Source organism: Sphingomonas sp. JC676 (assembly GCF_014489075.1).
GTDB lineage: Bacteria > Pseudomonadota > Alphaproteobacteria > Sphingomonadales > Sphingomonadaceae > Sphingomonas.
On sequence record NZ_JACTGR010000006.1, the window covers coordinates 317906 to 331908 of the forward strand.

The following is a 14003-nucleotide window of genomic DNA, read 5'->3' on the forward strand; positions in this document are numbered from 1 at the left end:
ATAGTCAATCGCGCTTGATCCGCTCCAAGGTCGCCGGGTCGCGCGCACCGCCATAGAATGCGTCGATACAGGTGCCGAACAGTGCCTTGGGCTCGCCCTGGGCGGCGGCCTCGAACAGGGTCATCGACGAGCGGAACTTGACCGCGTCGATTCCGCCCAGGATCGCCTCGACCGAGAGCCCGGCATGCCCGCACATTGCCTTGGCGGCTTCGCGCAGCCGCGCGCCGAGCACCGGATGCGCCAGATAGGCGCGCGCTTCGTCCAGCCCGGTGATCGCATAATGCGTCGCCATCGCGCTGCGCCCCAGGCCGGCGATCTGGGGGAAGACGAACCACATCCAGTGGCTGGCCTTGCGCCCCGCCTTCAGCTCGGCCAGCGCGCGCGGATAGATCTCGCGCTGCGCCTCTTCGAATCGTTCCAGTTCAACCATTTTCCGCCTCCGCTGGCGCTGGAACGCACGAGGCCGCCAATCGACGCAAGGCTGGCCGCCGCAAGTCCCAGGTGGCAGAAGAGGGCAAATTAAAAGGAGCCGCCGCGCATGACCATCACCGGAAGCTGCCATTGCGGCGCGATTGCCTATACGCTCGACGAGGAAGCGCCCTCGAGTGCGGTGACGTGCAATTGCTCGATGTGCCGGCGCAAAGGCTCGATGCTGCATTTCACCACCCCTGACAGGTTCGATCTCCACACCAGCCGCGACGCGATCACGGCTTACACCTTCAAGACCCACAATATCCGCCACCAGTTCTGCAAGACCTGTGGCTGCGCGCCGTTCAGCGAAGGCACCGGGCCCGACGGCAAGCCGGCAATGGCGATCAATTTGCGCTGCGCCGACGGCATCGACCTCGAAGCGCTCCAGATCCATCACTATGACGGGGCGAGCCGCTAATCATGCACGTCACGCACGACAATGCAGCCGGCCCGGCGGAGACGATCGGCTTCGATCAGTTCCTCGCCGTCGATATCCGCGTCGGCACGATCGTCGAGGCGCTGCCTTATCCGGAGGCGCGCAAGCCGGCGTATAAATTGGTGATCGATTTCGGCCCGGTGATCGGCCGCAAGCGCTCCTCGGCGCAGATCACCGAGCATTACACGCTGGAGGAGCTGCCCGGCAGGCAGGTCGCGGCGGTGGTCAACTTCCCGCCGCGCCAGATCGGCAAGTTCATGTCCGAAGTGCTGACGCTCGGCTTCCCCGATGCCGAGGGCAAGGTCGTGCTGTTCCACCCGAGCGTCCCTGTGCCCGATGGCGGGCGCTTGTTCTGACGCGCGGCGCATTATAGCTTCCCCACAACGACATAAGGGGGAGAGGCTGATGAGGAAGGCATGGCTTGCGGTGCTCGGCGCCGCATGGCTCGCGGCGGTGCCCGCCGCGGCGCAGGACGATATCGCGAAGCAGATCATCAACGAACCGTCGCCCGCGGCCTTCACGATCTACGGCCTCCCCGAAAAGCCCAAGGTTCGCAAGGACGCCAGCGTGCAAGGCGGCCAGGCGCTGCGCGTCGCGGTGCCGGGCAAGGGCGCGACGCCCTATGCGGTCGGCCTGTCGGCGCCGGTGAAGAAAGCGATTCGGAAGGGCGACAAATTGGTCCTCGCCTTCTGGGCGCGCTTCGACAAGGCCGAGGGGACGAGCGTCACCATCGCCAATGTCTCGGTCCAGCTCGCCACCGCGCCCTATACGAGCTTCTTCGCCAAGGGCGTCGATATCGGCCCGGAATGGAAGCTCTACAGCGTCGAGGGGGTGGCGGACCGCGACTATGCCGCGGGCGAGCTCGCCGTCGCGATGCACCTGGCGACGGGCAAGCAGGTGATCGACCTCGGGCCGATCTTCCTGCTGGATCTCAATTTGTAGGGCGGGGATTAGGCCCGCACCGCGGTCAGCAGATAGTTGAGCGCCTCGTTGCCGCTGGTGACGAAGCCCCGCGCCGGAGAGAAAGACAGCCCGCGCCGGCCGATCACCTTCAGCCCAGCCATGGTCAGCAGCGCCTCCAGCTCGTCGGGGGTCAGGAATCGGTCCCAGTCATGCGTTCCCCTGGGGATCGCGCCCAGGCCTTCGCCGATCTCGATCATCGCCACATGCGAAAGCAGGGTGCGGTTCGGCGTGGAGAGGATCATCAGTCCGCCCTCGGCGAGCGCGCCGGCGAGTCCCGAGACGAACGCCGCGGGATCGCTGACATGCTCGATCACTTCCATCGACACGACCAGGTCGAAGCGCCGCCCGGTCAGATCCTCGATCCCGCCGGCGATATAGTCGATGGCGAGCCCCGCCGCCTCGGCATGCGTCCGTGCCGCGCCGATATTCTCGGGGGCGGCATCGACGCCCGTCACCTGTGCGCCCAGCCGCGCCAGCGGTTCCGCCAGCAGCCCCGCGCCGCAGCCGACATCGATCGCGGTCCTGCCCGCCAGCGGCGCGAACGAGGCCGGATCGCCGCCCCAATGCGCATCGACGCTCTCGCGGATATAGGCCAGCCGCGCCGGGTTCAGCCGGTGGAGCATCGCCGACGATCCCTTCGGATCCCACCAATCGCGCGCCAGCCGGCCGAAATGCTCAGCTTCACGCGGGTCAATAGTTGCTTTGGTTGCCTTCGCCATGGCGCGCTCCTATCAGCCCGTCCTTTCTATCCCAAGGCCCAAGCACCACCCATGGCACGCATCGTGATGAAGTTCGGCGGCACCTCGATGGCAGGCATCGAGCGGATTCGCAGCGTCGCCGCACGCGTCAAGCGCGAACGCGACGCGGGCAATCAGGTCGCGGTGGTCGTCTCGGCGATGGCGGGCGAGACCGATCGGCTGGTCGGCTTCTGCCGCGAGGCCTCTTCCCTCTACGATGCCAAGGAATATGACGTCGTCGTCTCGGCCGGCGAGCAGATCACCAGCGGGCTGCTGGCGATCGCGCTCCAGGCGATCGGCGTGCCGGCGCGCAGCTGGATGGGCTGGCAGCTGCCGATCCGCACTTCGGACGGCCATGCCTCGGCGCGGATCGCCGATATCGACACGACGGCGCTCAACGCATCCCTTGCGAACGGCGAAGTCGCGGTGATCCCAGGCTTCCAGGGCGTCGCCGCCGGCGAGCGCGTCACCACGCTGGGCCGCGGCGGATCGGACACCTCGGCGGTGGCGATGGCCGCGGCGATGAAGGCGGACCGCTGCGACATCTATACGGACGTCGACGGCGTCTACACGACCGATCCGCGCATCGTGCCGCGCGCGCGCAAATTGAAGCGCGTGACCTATGAGGAAATGCTCGAGCTCGCCAGCGTCGGGGCCAAGGTGCTCCAGACGCGCTCGGTGGGACTCGCTATGAAGGAAGGCGTCCGCATCCAGGTGCTGTCCTCGTTCGTCGATGCCGATGGCGCGAGCGAGCCGGGCACGCTGATCGTGGGCGAAGAGGAGATCGACGAAATGGAACGCCAGCTCATCACCGGCATCGCGCACGACAAGAACGAAGCCAAGATCACCCTGACCGCGGTGCCCGATCGCCCGGGCGCGGTCGCGTCGATCTTCACGCCGCTGGCCGAGGCGAACATCAATGTCGACATGATCGTCCAGAACGTCGCGCACTCGACGGGATCCACGGACGTGACCTTCACCGCCCCCCAGGCCGAGCTCGCCCGCGTGCTCGACGTGCTGGAGAAGGCGAAGGATTCGATCGGCTATGACAAGTTGATCCACGACACGCGCGTCTCGAAGATCTCGGTCGTCGGCGTCGGCATGCGCAGCCATGCCGGCGTCGCCGCGCAGATGTTCAAGACGTTGGGCGATCGCGGCATCAACGTCCAGGCGATCACCACCTCGGAGATCAAGGTCTCGGTGCTGATCCACGAGGACGAGACCGAGCTCGCCGTCCGCGTGCTCCACACCGCTTACGGACTGGACGCCGAGGAAGCGGCGGCCTGAACCGGCTCAGGCCGGTTGGCTGAACAGGCTCGCCGAGGGCAGTATCTCGGCCGCGCCCGAATGGCGCGTCACCGCATAGGTGAAGCCCGGCAGCAGCGCATAGGCGCCCAGTCGGCCATCCTGGCCGAGCGCGAGGAAGCCGACCTGCAGCCCCTTGATCGCGTCGCCGCGCAGCTGCGCGATATGCTTCACCGCTTCCTCGCACGCCGCCTGGGGCGAAAGGCCGGCGCGCATCGAGGCGACCACCCGCGCGGTGCCGGCGATGCGGGTCACTTCCTCGCCCACCCCGGTCGAGGCCGCCGCGCCGACGCCCTTTTCGAGAAACAGGCCGCAGCCGGCCTGCGGGGAATCGCCGACGCGGCCGCGCATCTTGAATGCCATGCCGGAGGTGGTGCAGGCCGCCGCCATCCGCCCGTCGAGCCCGCGCGCCATGATGCCGATCGTGTCGTGGTTCAGCTTCGAGCCCGGCGGTCCGGGAAGCCGGTTCTCGCTATTGGCGACGGGCTGGTAGTGCGCGGTCTTCAGCCAGTCGCGCCAGGCCTTCTCGGCCTCGGGCGTCAGCAATTTGGTACGCTGCATCCCCTGGTCGAGCGCGAACCGGGTCGCGCCTTCGCCGACCAGCAAGGTGTGCGGGGTCTTCTCCATCACCAGCCGCGCAACCGAGATGGCGTGGACCACATCCTCGAGCGCTGCGACCGCGCCGACCCCGCCATTCTCGTCCATGATGATCGCGTCGAGCGTCACATGGCCGTCGCGGTCGGGATAGCCGCCATAGCCGACCGAATGGTTGGTGGGGTCCGCCTCGGGCACTTTGGCGCCGGCCTCGACCGCGTCGAGCGCGCTGCCGCCGGCCTTGAACACCGCGAGCGCGGCCGCGTTCGCCGCCTTGCCGAAGTCCCAGGTGGAGAGGATTGCGACCGGATCGGCGGCATCCGCAGCCCGGGCCGCGCGCGCCGCAAGCATCGCCGTGGCGCCAAGGCCGATCGCGCTGCGCCGCGAAATCCCGTCGGTCATGCTGGTCTCCCTTGATCGGTGACGGCGGCGCGCAATCGCCGCACGATGGTCTCGTCGGTCCGGCGGCGCGGACCGGTCGCGAAGCCGAGCCGCAGCGTGTCGGCATCGGGATCGGGGCCCAAGCGGCTGGCCGACCCGTGCACCTCGCGCACGCCGGTGCGTTCGATGAGCGACGCGACATTTTCGGGCGTGACTCCCGATCCGGCGATGATCGCCAGCCGGTCGCCCGCCGCCTCGACCATCTTGGCGAGTGTCGCCGCGCCCTCCACTGCGGTGGCCGCGCCGCCGGAGCTCAGGACCTTGTCATAGCCGAGCGCCGCCGCCTCGCGCACCGCCGCGACGGGGTCGGGGACGAGATCGATCGCACGATGCAGCACGAGGGTCGCGCCCTGTGCGGCATCGCGGAAGCGCGCCAGCGCGTCGCAGTCCAGGCTTCCGTCCGGCCGCAGCGCACCGACCACCATGCCGGCGACGCCGCGCGCGAGGCCCAGCCGGATCTCGTCGAGCATCAGCGTGGCTTCGCCCGATTCGAGCACGAAGCCGCCGGCACGGGGCCGGATCATCATATGCGTGATGCAGCCGGACCCGACCGCTTGCTCGATCAATGCCGCCGAAGGGGTTAGCCCGCCGAGTTCGAGGGCGGAGCAGAGCTCGATCCGATCCGCCCCGCCTGCGCAGGCCGCGTCGATCCCCGCGGCATCGTCGACGCAAATTTCCAGAAGGGCTCCCACGGCCCCAATGCCTAAAGGCCTTCGCATCGGCTTGCAAAGGGACGAGGTCCGGCATTCTCTTGTCGCAAAAATGCATATCGCGATAAATTTATACTGGACATCCTCCACCAGGCCACCTAGATCACATCCATATCGCGATAATATTTATCGCGCTATTCAATCAAAGGAGCCCTGCCATGAACGTCCTGTACAAAGCCGAAGTCACCGCCGCCGGCGGCCGCACCGGAACCGCGCGCTCGAGCGACGGCGCGTTCGAAGTCACGCTCGACACGCCCAAGGAGCTTGGCGGCGCCGGCGGCGCGGGGACCAATCCCGAACAGCTCTTCGCGACCGGTTATGCCGCCTGCTTCCTCGGCGCGCTCAAGTTCGTCGCCGGCAAGCAGAAGATCGCGCTCGGCGAGCCTTCGGTCACTGCGCAGGTGGGCATCGGCCAGCGCGACGACGGCGCCGGTTTCGGCCTCTCGATCGCGCTGCGGGTCTCGATCCCGGCGGTCGACAAGGACACCGCCGAAGCGCTGATCGCTGCGGCGCATGTGGTCTGCCCCTATTCGGAACTGACCCGCAACGGCGCCCAGGTCGATCTCGCGCTCGCCTGATCCGCCAGCCGAGACGGCGGCCCATCCCGGATGGGCCGCCGCGCTCGCATCATCTCTTGGTCAAATGCCCGGTCCCCGATGCGTCGAACGTCAGGAGGTATGCGCTTCCCAGCGGCATCGACCAGGCTTCCTGGTTCGAAGCCACCACGTCTCCGATCGTCTGCGCGCCTGCCGATCGCGCGAGCTGATAGCCGCCCGCTGCGACTGTGAGCAGGGTAGCCGGCGGCGCTTCGGCCAGATAGGCCGGGAAGACGAGATCGACGCCCAGCCCGAACCCGACCATCACGCTATAATCTGTCGCATCATAGAGCGGGACCTTCCATCCGCCGGAATCATGCGTAAGCGTGATGTCCTTGGTTATCGGCATGCTGAAGCTGTCGGTATGGCTGGTATAGGCAAACACCTGGCTGTTCGGACTGACCTCGCCGGTCCTGTACACCGATCCCAGCCACCAGAGCGGCAGGCTGCGCTTGAAATCGACATAGACGTTGGAGTCGACGGTCTGCAGGCCCGCCACCAGCCGCATGCTGTCGAATTGGGCGGCCGCCGCGGGACAGAAGGTCGCCACCAGTTCGATGGCATAGTCCTGCGCCGGCTCGATCTCGACATTCGTGTCGGGCGCATCCAGGGCGGCGAGCGCGGTGCCCGTGGCGACGGCCAGGGAATCCCCGGCAGCTGTCACGGGCGGAAAACGCGGATTCAACCGCCCCTCTCCCGGGGGATTTGGCGAAAAGGGCGGCTGCATCGCGTTTCAGCGTCTTCGGATCATTACTTGCCGAAGATGACTTGAGCGCCGGTCACGAGCAGGTCGTGGATGGCCTGCGCCGATTGGGTGCCGTTGTAGGTGAAATTGACGGTGGTTCCTCCGGTCACGCTGGTGACGGTGAAGTAAACCCCGGACAGCGCGAAGAAGGCGAACGTCGCGGTCAGCGCCACGCCGACGGTGATCGAGCCGGTGAGGAAGGTCATCGGGGCGCCTTCGCCTTCCTCGACGGCCTCGGCCTGAGCTGACCCGTTCCAGTGCACGGACTTGACCGTCTCCTTCTGAACGGTTCCATCGGCGAGATAGGCCATCGCCATCAATTGCCGATGGGCATCCGACTTCAGGAAAGGCAGATTCTCCAGCATCGCCAGCTGCGGCGGCTTGCCGGGATCGATCTTCCATTTGCCGTTGTTCAGCAAGGTGACAGTGCAGGCGCCGGCGATGAAGGATCCCGGAACGCTGACGACCGCCGCGTCGTTGCCCACGTTCGTCCAATCGGCGAGGGTCGACGAACCGAAATCTCCGACGTTCACGTAGAAGGTCAATTTCGGCGTCAGCGTCCTGCTTTGATTGGGAGAGGGCGACCAGGTCATGCCCATGAAGCCCGCGGCGGTCATGATGCCGAACGACTGGTTGCTGTACCAGCCATTAGCCTCGTTATTCTCCTGGTCGAAGGGATTCGTGATGATCTTCAGCATCTTGTCGGGGGCGGTTCCGCTGTCCAGCGTCAGCTTGGGCCCTTTGTTCGGCGGAACATTGGCATAGGCCGCATCCCAGACCTGGCCCAGATCGGTGTCCTGCGTGATCATCGAATCGACCTTGACGTTCAGGCCGACGGCATCGTTGCTGGCGCCCGCGCCAACGACATATTGTACCGGGATCGTGAAGGAGTTGGTGCTCGGATCGTTCGGGTCGATGGCAAGGGTCGCGCTCGAATTCGCGAACACCTTCGGGTCGCTGGCAAGCTCCGCGGGGCGAGACAGGAAGCACCAGAAGGTCTGCGTCGAGGAGGACTGGTTGATCAGATAGATCTTGTATTGGGTTGGCATATAAAGCTCCGTGATTTAAGTATATATCGCCATCCGCAAGGAATATGCGCCGAAATGGCGCAATTCCATGCAGTGATTTCGAACCATTCAACAGATGTAATAGGCGCGTTCGCGCAAGTCGTGACGTATATGACGCGTACCGGCGACCAGCAGACCGTACTGCTCATAGCCGTGGAATTAGATGTAGCGGCAATTTGTTGCCGAAGGTGAAGTTACTGAACCGATTTGGGGAGTTATTCGGCCTTGATCGAGCGGATTAAGGTCCGATTCGGCGATTATCCCGCCGGACGCTCTCCGAATGCGTCGCGTGCCGGCGCGCCGGGACCGGCGTCCGCCGGCGATCGAACAGGGCGCCCTTGCCCCATGCCCCCAGGCGCGGCTAGGCCCTCGGCCCATGAACATGGTTTCCACGATCGGCGCCGAGCGCCTTCAGCGGCGCATGGCGCGCGGGTGCGAATTTCTGGGCTCCGAGGTCGCGATCATGTGCGGCGCGATGTCCTGGGTTTCGGAGCGCAACCTCGTCGCGGCGATGTCCAATGCCGGCGGGTTCGGACTGATCGCGTGCGGCGCGATGAGCCCCGAGCTGCTCGACAAGGAGATCGCGGGCACCAAGGCGCTGACGGACAAGCCGTTCGGCGTCAATCTGATCACGATGCATCCGCAGCTCATGGAGCTGATCGAAGTGTGCAGCCGCCATGACGTCACCCACGTCGTCCTCGCCGGCGGGCTGCCGCCCGCGGGGTCGCTCGACGCGATCAAGGCGAACGGCGCCAAGCTGATCTGCTTCGCCCCGGCGCTGAGCCTCGCCAAGAAGCTGATCCGCTCGGGCGTCGACGCGCTGGTGGTCGAGGGGATGGAGGCCGGCGGCCATATCGGCCCGGTGTCGACCAGCGTGCTCGCGCAGGAGATCCTTCCCGAAGTCTCCGAGCAGGTCCCGGTTTTCGTCGCCGGCGGCATCGGCCGGGGCGAGGCGATCGCCGGCTATCTCGACATGGGCGCCGCCGGGGTCCAGCTCGGCACCCGCTTCGTCTGCGCGACCGAGAGCATCGCCCACGCCAATTTCAAGAAGGCGTTCATCCGCGCGTCGGCAAGGGATGCGATCGCCAGCGTCCAGATCGATCCGCGCCTGCCGGTGATTCCGGTCCGCGCGCTCAAGAACAGCTCGACCGAATTGTTCACCGCCAAGCAGCGCGAAGTCGCGCAGCTGCTCGACGAGGGCAAGGTCGAGATGATGGAGGCCCAGCTCCAGATCGAGCATTACTGGGCCGGGGCGCTCCGGCGCGCGGTGATCGACGGCGATGTCGAGAACGGCTCGCTGATGGCGGGCCAGTCGGTCGGCATGGTCAACAAGGAAGAGCCCGTCGCCGAGATCATCGCCGCGCTGATGGCCGAGGCGGCCCACGCGCTGGAGAAGCGCGCGGCGTGATTGGTTGCGGGCCGGCGCCGCCTAAAAGCGCTAGCCTCGCCCCCCGCGCATCCAGCGCCACAGCTCGCCCAGGCATTGCAGCGTCCAGATCACCGCCACCGCGATGATCGCGATGCCCAGCGCCAGGTTGAGGCTCTCCTGCAGCTTGGCGGCCTGCTCGGCGGGCATGGTGAGCGGCACCACGGTCGCCCATTGCCCGGCGCGGTGGAGCAGTGCCGCGAGGATCACGCCGCCGACCGCCGTGGTGATGCCGAAGAACCCGACCAGCCAGCGCGCCTGCGGGCGGAGCCAGCGCAGCACATTATAGACCAGCCGCCCGGCGAGCAGCGCCAGGATCAGCCAGTAGAGCTGCGTCCAGACCGGCGCGAGCTCGAGCCGGAAATCGGCGCTGTGCGTGGCGAAGGGCAGCTGCACCGCGCCCACCCACCACAACAGCATCAGCACGCCGGCCGCGACTTCGAACGCATGTTCCCAGCGCTTCCGGGGCTTGTCGCCAATGAGCTGCGAAAGCTCGGGCAGTTCGGGCAGCTCGCCCGGCTTCCAGTTGCGGAAATACCGGTCGACGCCGCCATAGCGCTCTACAATCGCGAACACGATCGTCACCGATCCCACCGTCCCCGCCAGCGACCACCAGAGCGAGCCGAGCATGTCGACGATCATCGGCCCTGGCGGTCCCTGATAGACCACGCCCTTCACCACCGCGGTGACGATCACCACCACCGCGACGATCGCGCCGATCATCTTGAGGAAATAGAGGTAGAAGGGGTAGAGCTCAGGCCCGATCAGCCATTGCTGCGACCGGTAGCGCGCCGCCACCGTCAGCGGATGGCCGAACTCGCGGAGCAGCCCTGTCCAGTCGACATGGCCGGTGCGCTCCTCGCGCTCCTCGGCCTGGGCGAGCAGCACGTCGCGCAGCTCGGCGATGATGTCGTCGGCGTCCTTCGCCGGCAGGTTGCGGCGCACCGCCGCCAGATAACGGTCCAGCAGGTCCATCACTTGTCCTTCTCGGTAAGGCGTAGGATCGATTCCGAAATCGCGTTCCATTCGGCGAGCAATTGGCCGAGCACCGCGAGGCCCACCGGGCTCAGCCGGTAGAAGCGCTTGTTGCGCCTTTCCTCCTCGCGCCATTCGCTGGTGAGCAGGCCCTGCGTCTCCAGCCGCCGCAGCAGCGGATACAGCGCGCCCTCCTCGATCGGCAGCCCGGCTTCCTCCAGGCTGACGCGCAGCGTGTAGCCATAGCGCTCCTCGCGCAGCGCCCCGAGCACCGCCAGCACCAGCGAACCCCGGCGCAGCTCGATGCGCAATTTCTCGAACAGATCGTCTTCGACTGGCACGGCCTATGTCTCGCATCGTGTATGACATACACTATATGACACACAGTACCGTGCGATGCAAGGTATAACCGCACTCCGGGGAATCCCGGGTGTAAACCCCTGAGATACTTATTCTCTCTATAAGGAAATCATGAGGGCGCGGGGGGAGTCGCGCTGCCCAACGGGGGGTGATTCATGGTTCGATTCGGCATCGCGCTGGCTACCTTGAGCGCAATCGCATTTCTCGCCGCGCCCGCATCGGCGCAGGGCTGGAGCCAGCCGCCACGCCCGCCCGCCGGCGCCGCGTCCAACCAGGCGGTCCCGCCGCTGGGTCCCGATGGGCGCTATGTCACGCTCAACCAGGGGCTGAGCCAGGACGAGACCAGCTGGCACGTCCGCGCCGCGCTCAATGTCGCCGCGCTCGGCTGCCGCGACGCTGCGGAGCGCGCGACGGTCGCCGCCTATAACCGGCTGATCGCGCGGAACAGCGTGGTTCTCGCCGCCGCGGCTTCGGGCGTGAAGACCGGCTATCGCGCGCGCTACGGCGCCGACTGGGAGCCCATGCACGACCGCGACATGACCCGGCTCTACAATTTCTTCGCCCAGCCCCCGGCGCAGCAGCGCTTCTGCGCAGTGGCGCGCGCGGTGCTGGCCGAGGCGCAGACGGTGCGGCCCGGCGATTTCGCGGCCTTCGCCTCGGCGGCGTTGCCGCGGCTCGAGGCGCCGTTCACCGATTTCTATCGCGATTACGACGCGTATCGCACCGCTTATGCCGAATGGCGCAGCGGCGCGGCATCGTCGGTGATGGCGATGGCCTCGGTTCCGGACAGCCCGGGCGCCCGCTGAACTAAGCCGCGCTCCCTCACGCGCGAGTAATGGCGTGCGCTGACACAATCTGTTAGCGCCCCCTCATGGCCCTCACTGCCGCTGCTTCAGCCCGGGAAATCCTCACACGCCTTCACGACGTGATGGCGAAACGGCTTCCCGCCCAGTCGAAGCTCAATTCGGTCGTCAACACGATCGGCGAGGTGCTGCACAGTGAGGTCTGCTCGATCTATCTGCTGCGCGAAGGCGTGCTCGAGCTGTTCGCCACGCGCGGCCTCGCGCAGGAGGCGGTCCATGTCACCAAGCTGGCAATGGGCGAGGGGCTGGTCGGCACGATCGCCCAGCATGTCGAGACGCTCAATCTCGACGAGGCCGAGATGCACCCGGCCTTCGCCTATCGCCCCGAAACGGGTGAAGAGGCGTATCACAGCTTCGCCGGGGTCCCGATCATCCGCCGCGAGCGCGCGGTGGGCGTGCTCGCCGTCCAGCACGCCGAACCGCGCCGCTATGCCGATGTCGAGATCGAGGCGCTGCAGACCGTGGCGATGGTGCTCTCCGAGCTGATCGCCAATGCCGATCTGGTCGATTCCACCGGCGGCGGCACGACGCGCCCGCAATCGACCGCGGCGACCCATGCCCAGGGCTTCAAGCTGGTCGAGGGCATGGCCGCCGGCGTCGCGGTGTTCCACCAGCCGCGCATCACGATCGAGCACACCGTCGCGGAGGATATCGAGGCCGAGCGGCACCGCGTCTATGCCGCGTTCGACAAGATGCGCGAGCAGATCGAGCGCATGGCCAGCCAGGCCGAATTCGGCGGCGGCGGCGAGCATGACGAGGTCCTCGCGACCTACAAGATGTTCGCATATGACGAAGGCTGGAGCCGCCGGATCAACGAGGCGATCGATTCGGGCCTGACCGCCGAGGCGGCGATCGAGCGCGTCCAGCAGCGCACCCGCCAGCGCATGCGCGAGATCGACGATCCGCTGCTGCGCGATCGGATGCACGACCTGGAGGATCTCTCCAACCGGCTGCTCCGTACGGTTTCGGGCCAGCTCGGCACGGCAGCGTCGATGGGCCTGCGCCAGGATTCGATCCTGATCGCCCGCAATCTCGGCCCCGCCGAACTGCTCGAATATGACCGCCGCCGGCTGAAGGGCGTGGTGCTCGAGGAAGGCTCGCTGACCGCGCACGTCACCATCGTCGCCCGCGCGATGGGCGTGCCGGTGCTGGGCCGCGTCCGCGACGTCCGCCAGCTGATCGCCGAAGGCGACATGCTGCTGCTCGATACCAGCGAGGAGAGCCTGCTCGTCCGCCCCAGCAGCGCGATGCAGGAGGCGTTCGAGGCCAAGCTCGCGCTCAGCCAGAAGCGTCGCGCCGCATTCGCCCGGCTGCGCTCCGAGGCGCCGATCACGCTTGACGGCCACCGCGTCACGGTGATGGTCAATGCAGGCCTGCGCGACGATATCGCCGCGGTCGACCTGACCGGCGCCGACGGCATCGGCCTGTTCCGCACCGAATTCCAGTTCCTCGTCTCGGCGACCCTGCCCCAGCGCGAGGCGCAGCGCCGGCTCTACAAAGATGTGCTCGAGGGGGTCGGCGAGAAATCGGTCACCTTCCGCACTGTCGATATCGGCGGCGACAAGGCCTTGCCCTATCTCGACCATGACGAGGAAGGCGACGAGGAAAACCCGGCAATGGGCTGGCGCGCGCTGCGCCTCGCGCTCGAGCGCGGCGGGCTGATGAAGGCGCAGGCGCGCGCGCTGATCGAGGCGGGCGCCGGCCGCACGCTCAACATCATGTTCCCGATGGTCTCCGAACCCTGGGAATTCGACGAGGCGCGCGCCTTGTTCGAGGCGCAACGCGCCTGGCTCGCGGCGCGCGGCAAGAAGATGCCCGCCGAGATCCGCTACGGCGCGATGCTCGAAGTGCCCGCGCTCGCCGAAGTGCTCGATCTGCTGCTGCCCAAGGTGGATTTCCTGTCGATCGGCACCAATGATCTCACCCAGTTCCTCTTCGCCGCCGATCGCGCGCATCCTAAGCTGGCGCTGCGCTATGACTGGCTGAGCCCGTCGATCCTGCGCTTCCTCAAGCGCGTCACCGATCAGGCGCACGCCGCCGGCGTCCCCGTCGCGGTCTGCGGCGAAATGGGCGGGCGTCCGCTCGAGGCGATGGCGCTGATCGGGCTCGGCATCGATCGGCTTTCGATCACCCCGGCGGCGGTCGGCCCGATCAAGGCGATGGTCCGCTCGCTCGATCGTGCCAGCCTGATGAAGGTGGTCGAGATCCAGCTCGCCGACCCGCGCACCTCGCTGCGCGCCGCGCTCGAAGCCTGGGCGCAGGAACATTCGGTCGAACTGGCCTGATCTGCGGGCGATTGGGCATCGGGCAGCGT

The 14003-nt window shown here is 66.9% G+C and carries 16 protein-coding genes; 8 read left to right on the top strand and 8 right to left on the bottom strand.

The annotated features are described in order from the left end of the window. Positions 1–4: 4 nt before the first annotated feature. Positions 5–430 (bottom strand): DUF1810 domain-containing protein, encoded by a 426-nt coding sequence (locus IAG41_RS20090; RefSeq protein ID WP_187730442.1) that lies wholly within the window; start codon positions 428–430, stop codon positions 5–7. Between the two features lie 108 nt (positions 431–538). Here IAG41_RS20090 and IAG41_RS20095 point away from each other — a divergent pair, with 108 nt between their 5' ends. The 3 genes from IAG41_RS20095 to IAG41_RS20105 are packed head-to-tail and all read left to right on the top strand — an operon-like array spanning position 539 to position 1849. Continuing rightward, positions 539–889, top strand: a complete 351-nt coding sequence (locus IAG41_RS20095; RefSeq protein WP_187730443.1) for a GFA family protein — start codon at positions 539–541, stop codon at positions 887–889. Between the two features lie 2 nt (positions 890–891). Further along, positions 892–1263 carry a tRNA-binding protein gene (locus tag IAG41_RS20100; protein ID WP_187730444.1) on the top strand — a complete coding sequence of 124 codons (372 nt, stop codon included), beginning with the start codon at positions 892–894 and terminating at the stop codon, positions 1261–1263. 49 nt (positions 1264–1312) lie between these two features. Next, on the top strand, positions 1313–1849 hold the full coding sequence (locus IAG41_RS20105) for a hypothetical protein (RefSeq protein ID WP_187730445.1): 537 nt from the start codon (positions 1313–1315) through the stop codon (positions 1847–1849). Between the two features lie 8 nt (positions 1850–1857). On the opposite strand, the gene ubiG is transcribed toward IAG41_RS20105, so the two are convergent. Continuing rightward, positions 1858–2589: a bifunctional 2-polyprenyl-6-hydroxyphenol methylase/3-demethylubiquinol 3-O-methyltransferase UbiG gene (gene ubiG / locus IAG41_RS20110; RefSeq protein WP_187730446.1), complete on the bottom strand. Its 732-nt coding sequence runs from the start codon at positions 2587–2589 to the stop codon at positions 1858–1860. 51 nt (positions 2590–2640) lie between these two features. On the opposite strand from ubiG, the gene IAG41_RS20115 reads away from it, so the two are divergent. After that, entirely contained in the window at positions 2641–3894 is a 1254-nt protein-coding gene (locus IAG41_RS20115; RefSeq protein WP_187730447.1) for an aspartate kinase, read from the top strand. Positions 3895–3900: 6 nt separating this feature from the next. On the opposite strand, the gene IAG41_RS20120 is transcribed toward IAG41_RS20115, so the two are convergent. Together IAG41_RS20120 and IAG41_RS20125 are read right to left on the bottom strand one after the other, a co-directional pair. Further along, the gene (locus tag IAG41_RS20120; RefSeq protein ID WP_187730448.1) at positions 3901–4908 is read right to left on the bottom strand and encodes a N(4)-(beta-N-acetylglucosaminyl)-L-asparaginase; all 1008 of its coding nucleotides are present in this window, start codon (positions 4906–4908) and stop codon (positions 3901–3903) included. After that, positions 4905–5639: a copper homeostasis protein CutC gene (locus tag IAG41_RS20125; RefSeq protein ID WP_187730449.1), complete on the bottom strand. Its 735-nt coding sequence runs from the start codon at positions 5637–5639 to the stop codon at positions 4905–4907. Before IAG41_RS20125 ends, IAG41_RS20120 begins: the two co-directional genes overlap by 4 nt. Before the next feature lie 176 nt (positions 5640–5815). Between IAG41_RS20125 and IAG41_RS20130 the strand changes: the two genes are divergently transcribed. Next, the gene (locus tag IAG41_RS20130) at positions 5816–6235 is read left to right on the top strand and encodes an organic hydroperoxide resistance protein (protein ID WP_187730450.1); all 420 of its coding nucleotides are present in this window, start codon (positions 5816–5818) and stop codon (positions 6233–6235) included. A 49-nt stretch (positions 6236–6284) separates the two neighbouring features. On the opposite strand, the gene IAG41_RS20135 is transcribed toward IAG41_RS20130, so the two are convergent. Then, the gene (locus IAG41_RS20135) at positions 6285–6938 is read right to left on the bottom strand and encodes a hypothetical protein (RefSeq protein ID WP_262408783.1); all 654 of its coding nucleotides are present in this window, start codon (positions 6936–6938) and stop codon (positions 6285–6287) included. Between the two features lie 65 nt (positions 6939–7003). Beyond that, positions 7004–8047 carry a hypothetical protein gene (locus IAG41_RS20140; protein ID WP_187730452.1) on the bottom strand — a complete coding sequence of 348 codons (1044 nt, stop codon included), beginning with the start codon at positions 8045–8047 and terminating at the stop codon, positions 7004–7006. A gap of 394 nt (positions 8048–8441) precedes the next feature. Between IAG41_RS20140 and IAG41_RS20145 the strand changes: the two genes are divergently transcribed. Beyond that, positions 8442–9473: an NAD(P)H-dependent flavin oxidoreductase gene (locus IAG41_RS20145; RefSeq protein WP_187730453.1), complete on the top strand. Its 1032-nt coding sequence runs from the start codon at positions 8442–8444 to the stop codon at positions 9471–9473. A gap of 30 nt (positions 9474–9503) precedes the next feature. On the opposite strand, the gene IAG41_RS20150 is transcribed toward IAG41_RS20145, so the two are convergent. Both IAG41_RS20150 and IAG41_RS20155 read right to left on the bottom strand, forming a co-directional pair. Further along, the gene (locus tag IAG41_RS20150) at positions 9504–10466 is read right to left on the bottom strand and encodes an HAAS signaling domain-containing protein (protein ID WP_187730454.1); all 963 of its coding nucleotides are present in this window, start codon (positions 10464–10466) and stop codon (positions 9504–9506) included. Continuing rightward, positions 10466–10807 (bottom strand): PadR family transcriptional regulator, encoded by a 342-nt coding sequence (locus IAG41_RS20155; RefSeq protein ID WP_187730455.1) that lies wholly within the window; start codon positions 10805–10807, stop codon positions 10466–10468. Before IAG41_RS20155 ends, IAG41_RS20150 begins: the two co-directional genes overlap by 1 nt. 174 nt (positions 10808–10981) lie before the next feature. Here IAG41_RS20155 and IAG41_RS20160 point away from each other — a divergent pair, with 174 nt between their 5' ends. After that, the gene (locus IAG41_RS20160) at positions 10982–11632 is read left to right on the top strand and encodes a hypothetical protein (protein WP_187730456.1); all 651 of its coding nucleotides are present in this window, start codon (positions 10982–10984) and stop codon (positions 11630–11632) included. Between the two features lie 65 nt (positions 11633–11697). Then, positions 11698–13974: a phosphoenolpyruvate--protein phosphotransferase gene (ptsP, locus tag IAG41_RS20165; RefSeq protein WP_187730457.1), complete on the top strand. Its 2277-nt coding sequence runs from the start codon at positions 11698–11700 to the stop codon at positions 13972–13974. Positions 13975–14003 lie beyond the last annotated feature (29 nt).

Coding starts and splice junctions, on each gene's coding strand:
- IAG41_RS20090 (WP_187730442.1), bottom strand. CDS start 430: ATGGTTGAACTGGAACGATTCGAAGAGGCGCAGCGCGAGATCTATCCG.
- IAG41_RS20095 (WP_187730443.1), top strand. CDS start 539: ATGACCATCACCGGAAGCTGCCATTGCGGCGCGATTGCCTATACGCTC.
- IAG41_RS20100 (WP_187730444.1), top strand. CDS start 892: ATGCACGTCACGCACGACAATGCAGCCGGCCCGGCGGAGACGATCGGC.
- IAG41_RS20105 (WP_187730445.1), top strand. CDS start 1,313: ATGAGGAAGGCATGGCTTGCGGTGCTCGGCGCCGCATGGCTCGCGGCG.
- ubiG (WP_187730446.1), bottom strand. CDS start 2,589: ATGGCGAAGGCAACCAAAGCAACTATTGACCCGCGTGAAGCTGAGCAT.
- IAG41_RS20115 (WP_187730447.1), top strand. CDS start 2,641: ATGGCACGCATCGTGATGAAGTTCGGCGGCACCTCGATGGCAGGCATC.
- IAG41_RS20120 (WP_187730448.1), bottom strand. CDS start 4,908: ATGACCGACGGGATTTCGCGGCGCAGCGCGATCGGCCTTGGCGCCACG.
- IAG41_RS20130 (WP_187730450.1), top strand. CDS start 5,816: ATGAACGTCCTGTACAAAGCCGAAGTCACCGCCGCCGGCGGCCGCACC.
- IAG41_RS20140 (WP_187730452.1), bottom strand. CDS start 8,047: ATGCCAACCCAATACAAGATCTATCTGATCAACCAGTCCTCCTCGACG.
- IAG41_RS20145 (WP_187730453.1), top strand. CDS start 8,442: ATGAACATGGTTTCCACGATCGGCGCCGAGCGCCTTCAGCGGCGCATG.
- IAG41_RS20150 (WP_187730454.1), bottom strand. CDS start 10,466: ATGGACCTGCTGGACCGTTATCTGGCGGCGGTGCGCCGCAACCTGCCG.
- IAG41_RS20160 (WP_187730456.1), top strand. CDS start 10,982: ATGGTTCGATTCGGCATCGCGCTGGCTACCTTGAGCGCAATCGCATTT.
- ptsP (WP_187730457.1), top strand. CDS start 11,698: ATGGCCCTCACTGCCGCTGCTTCAGCCCGGGAAATCCTCACACGCCTT.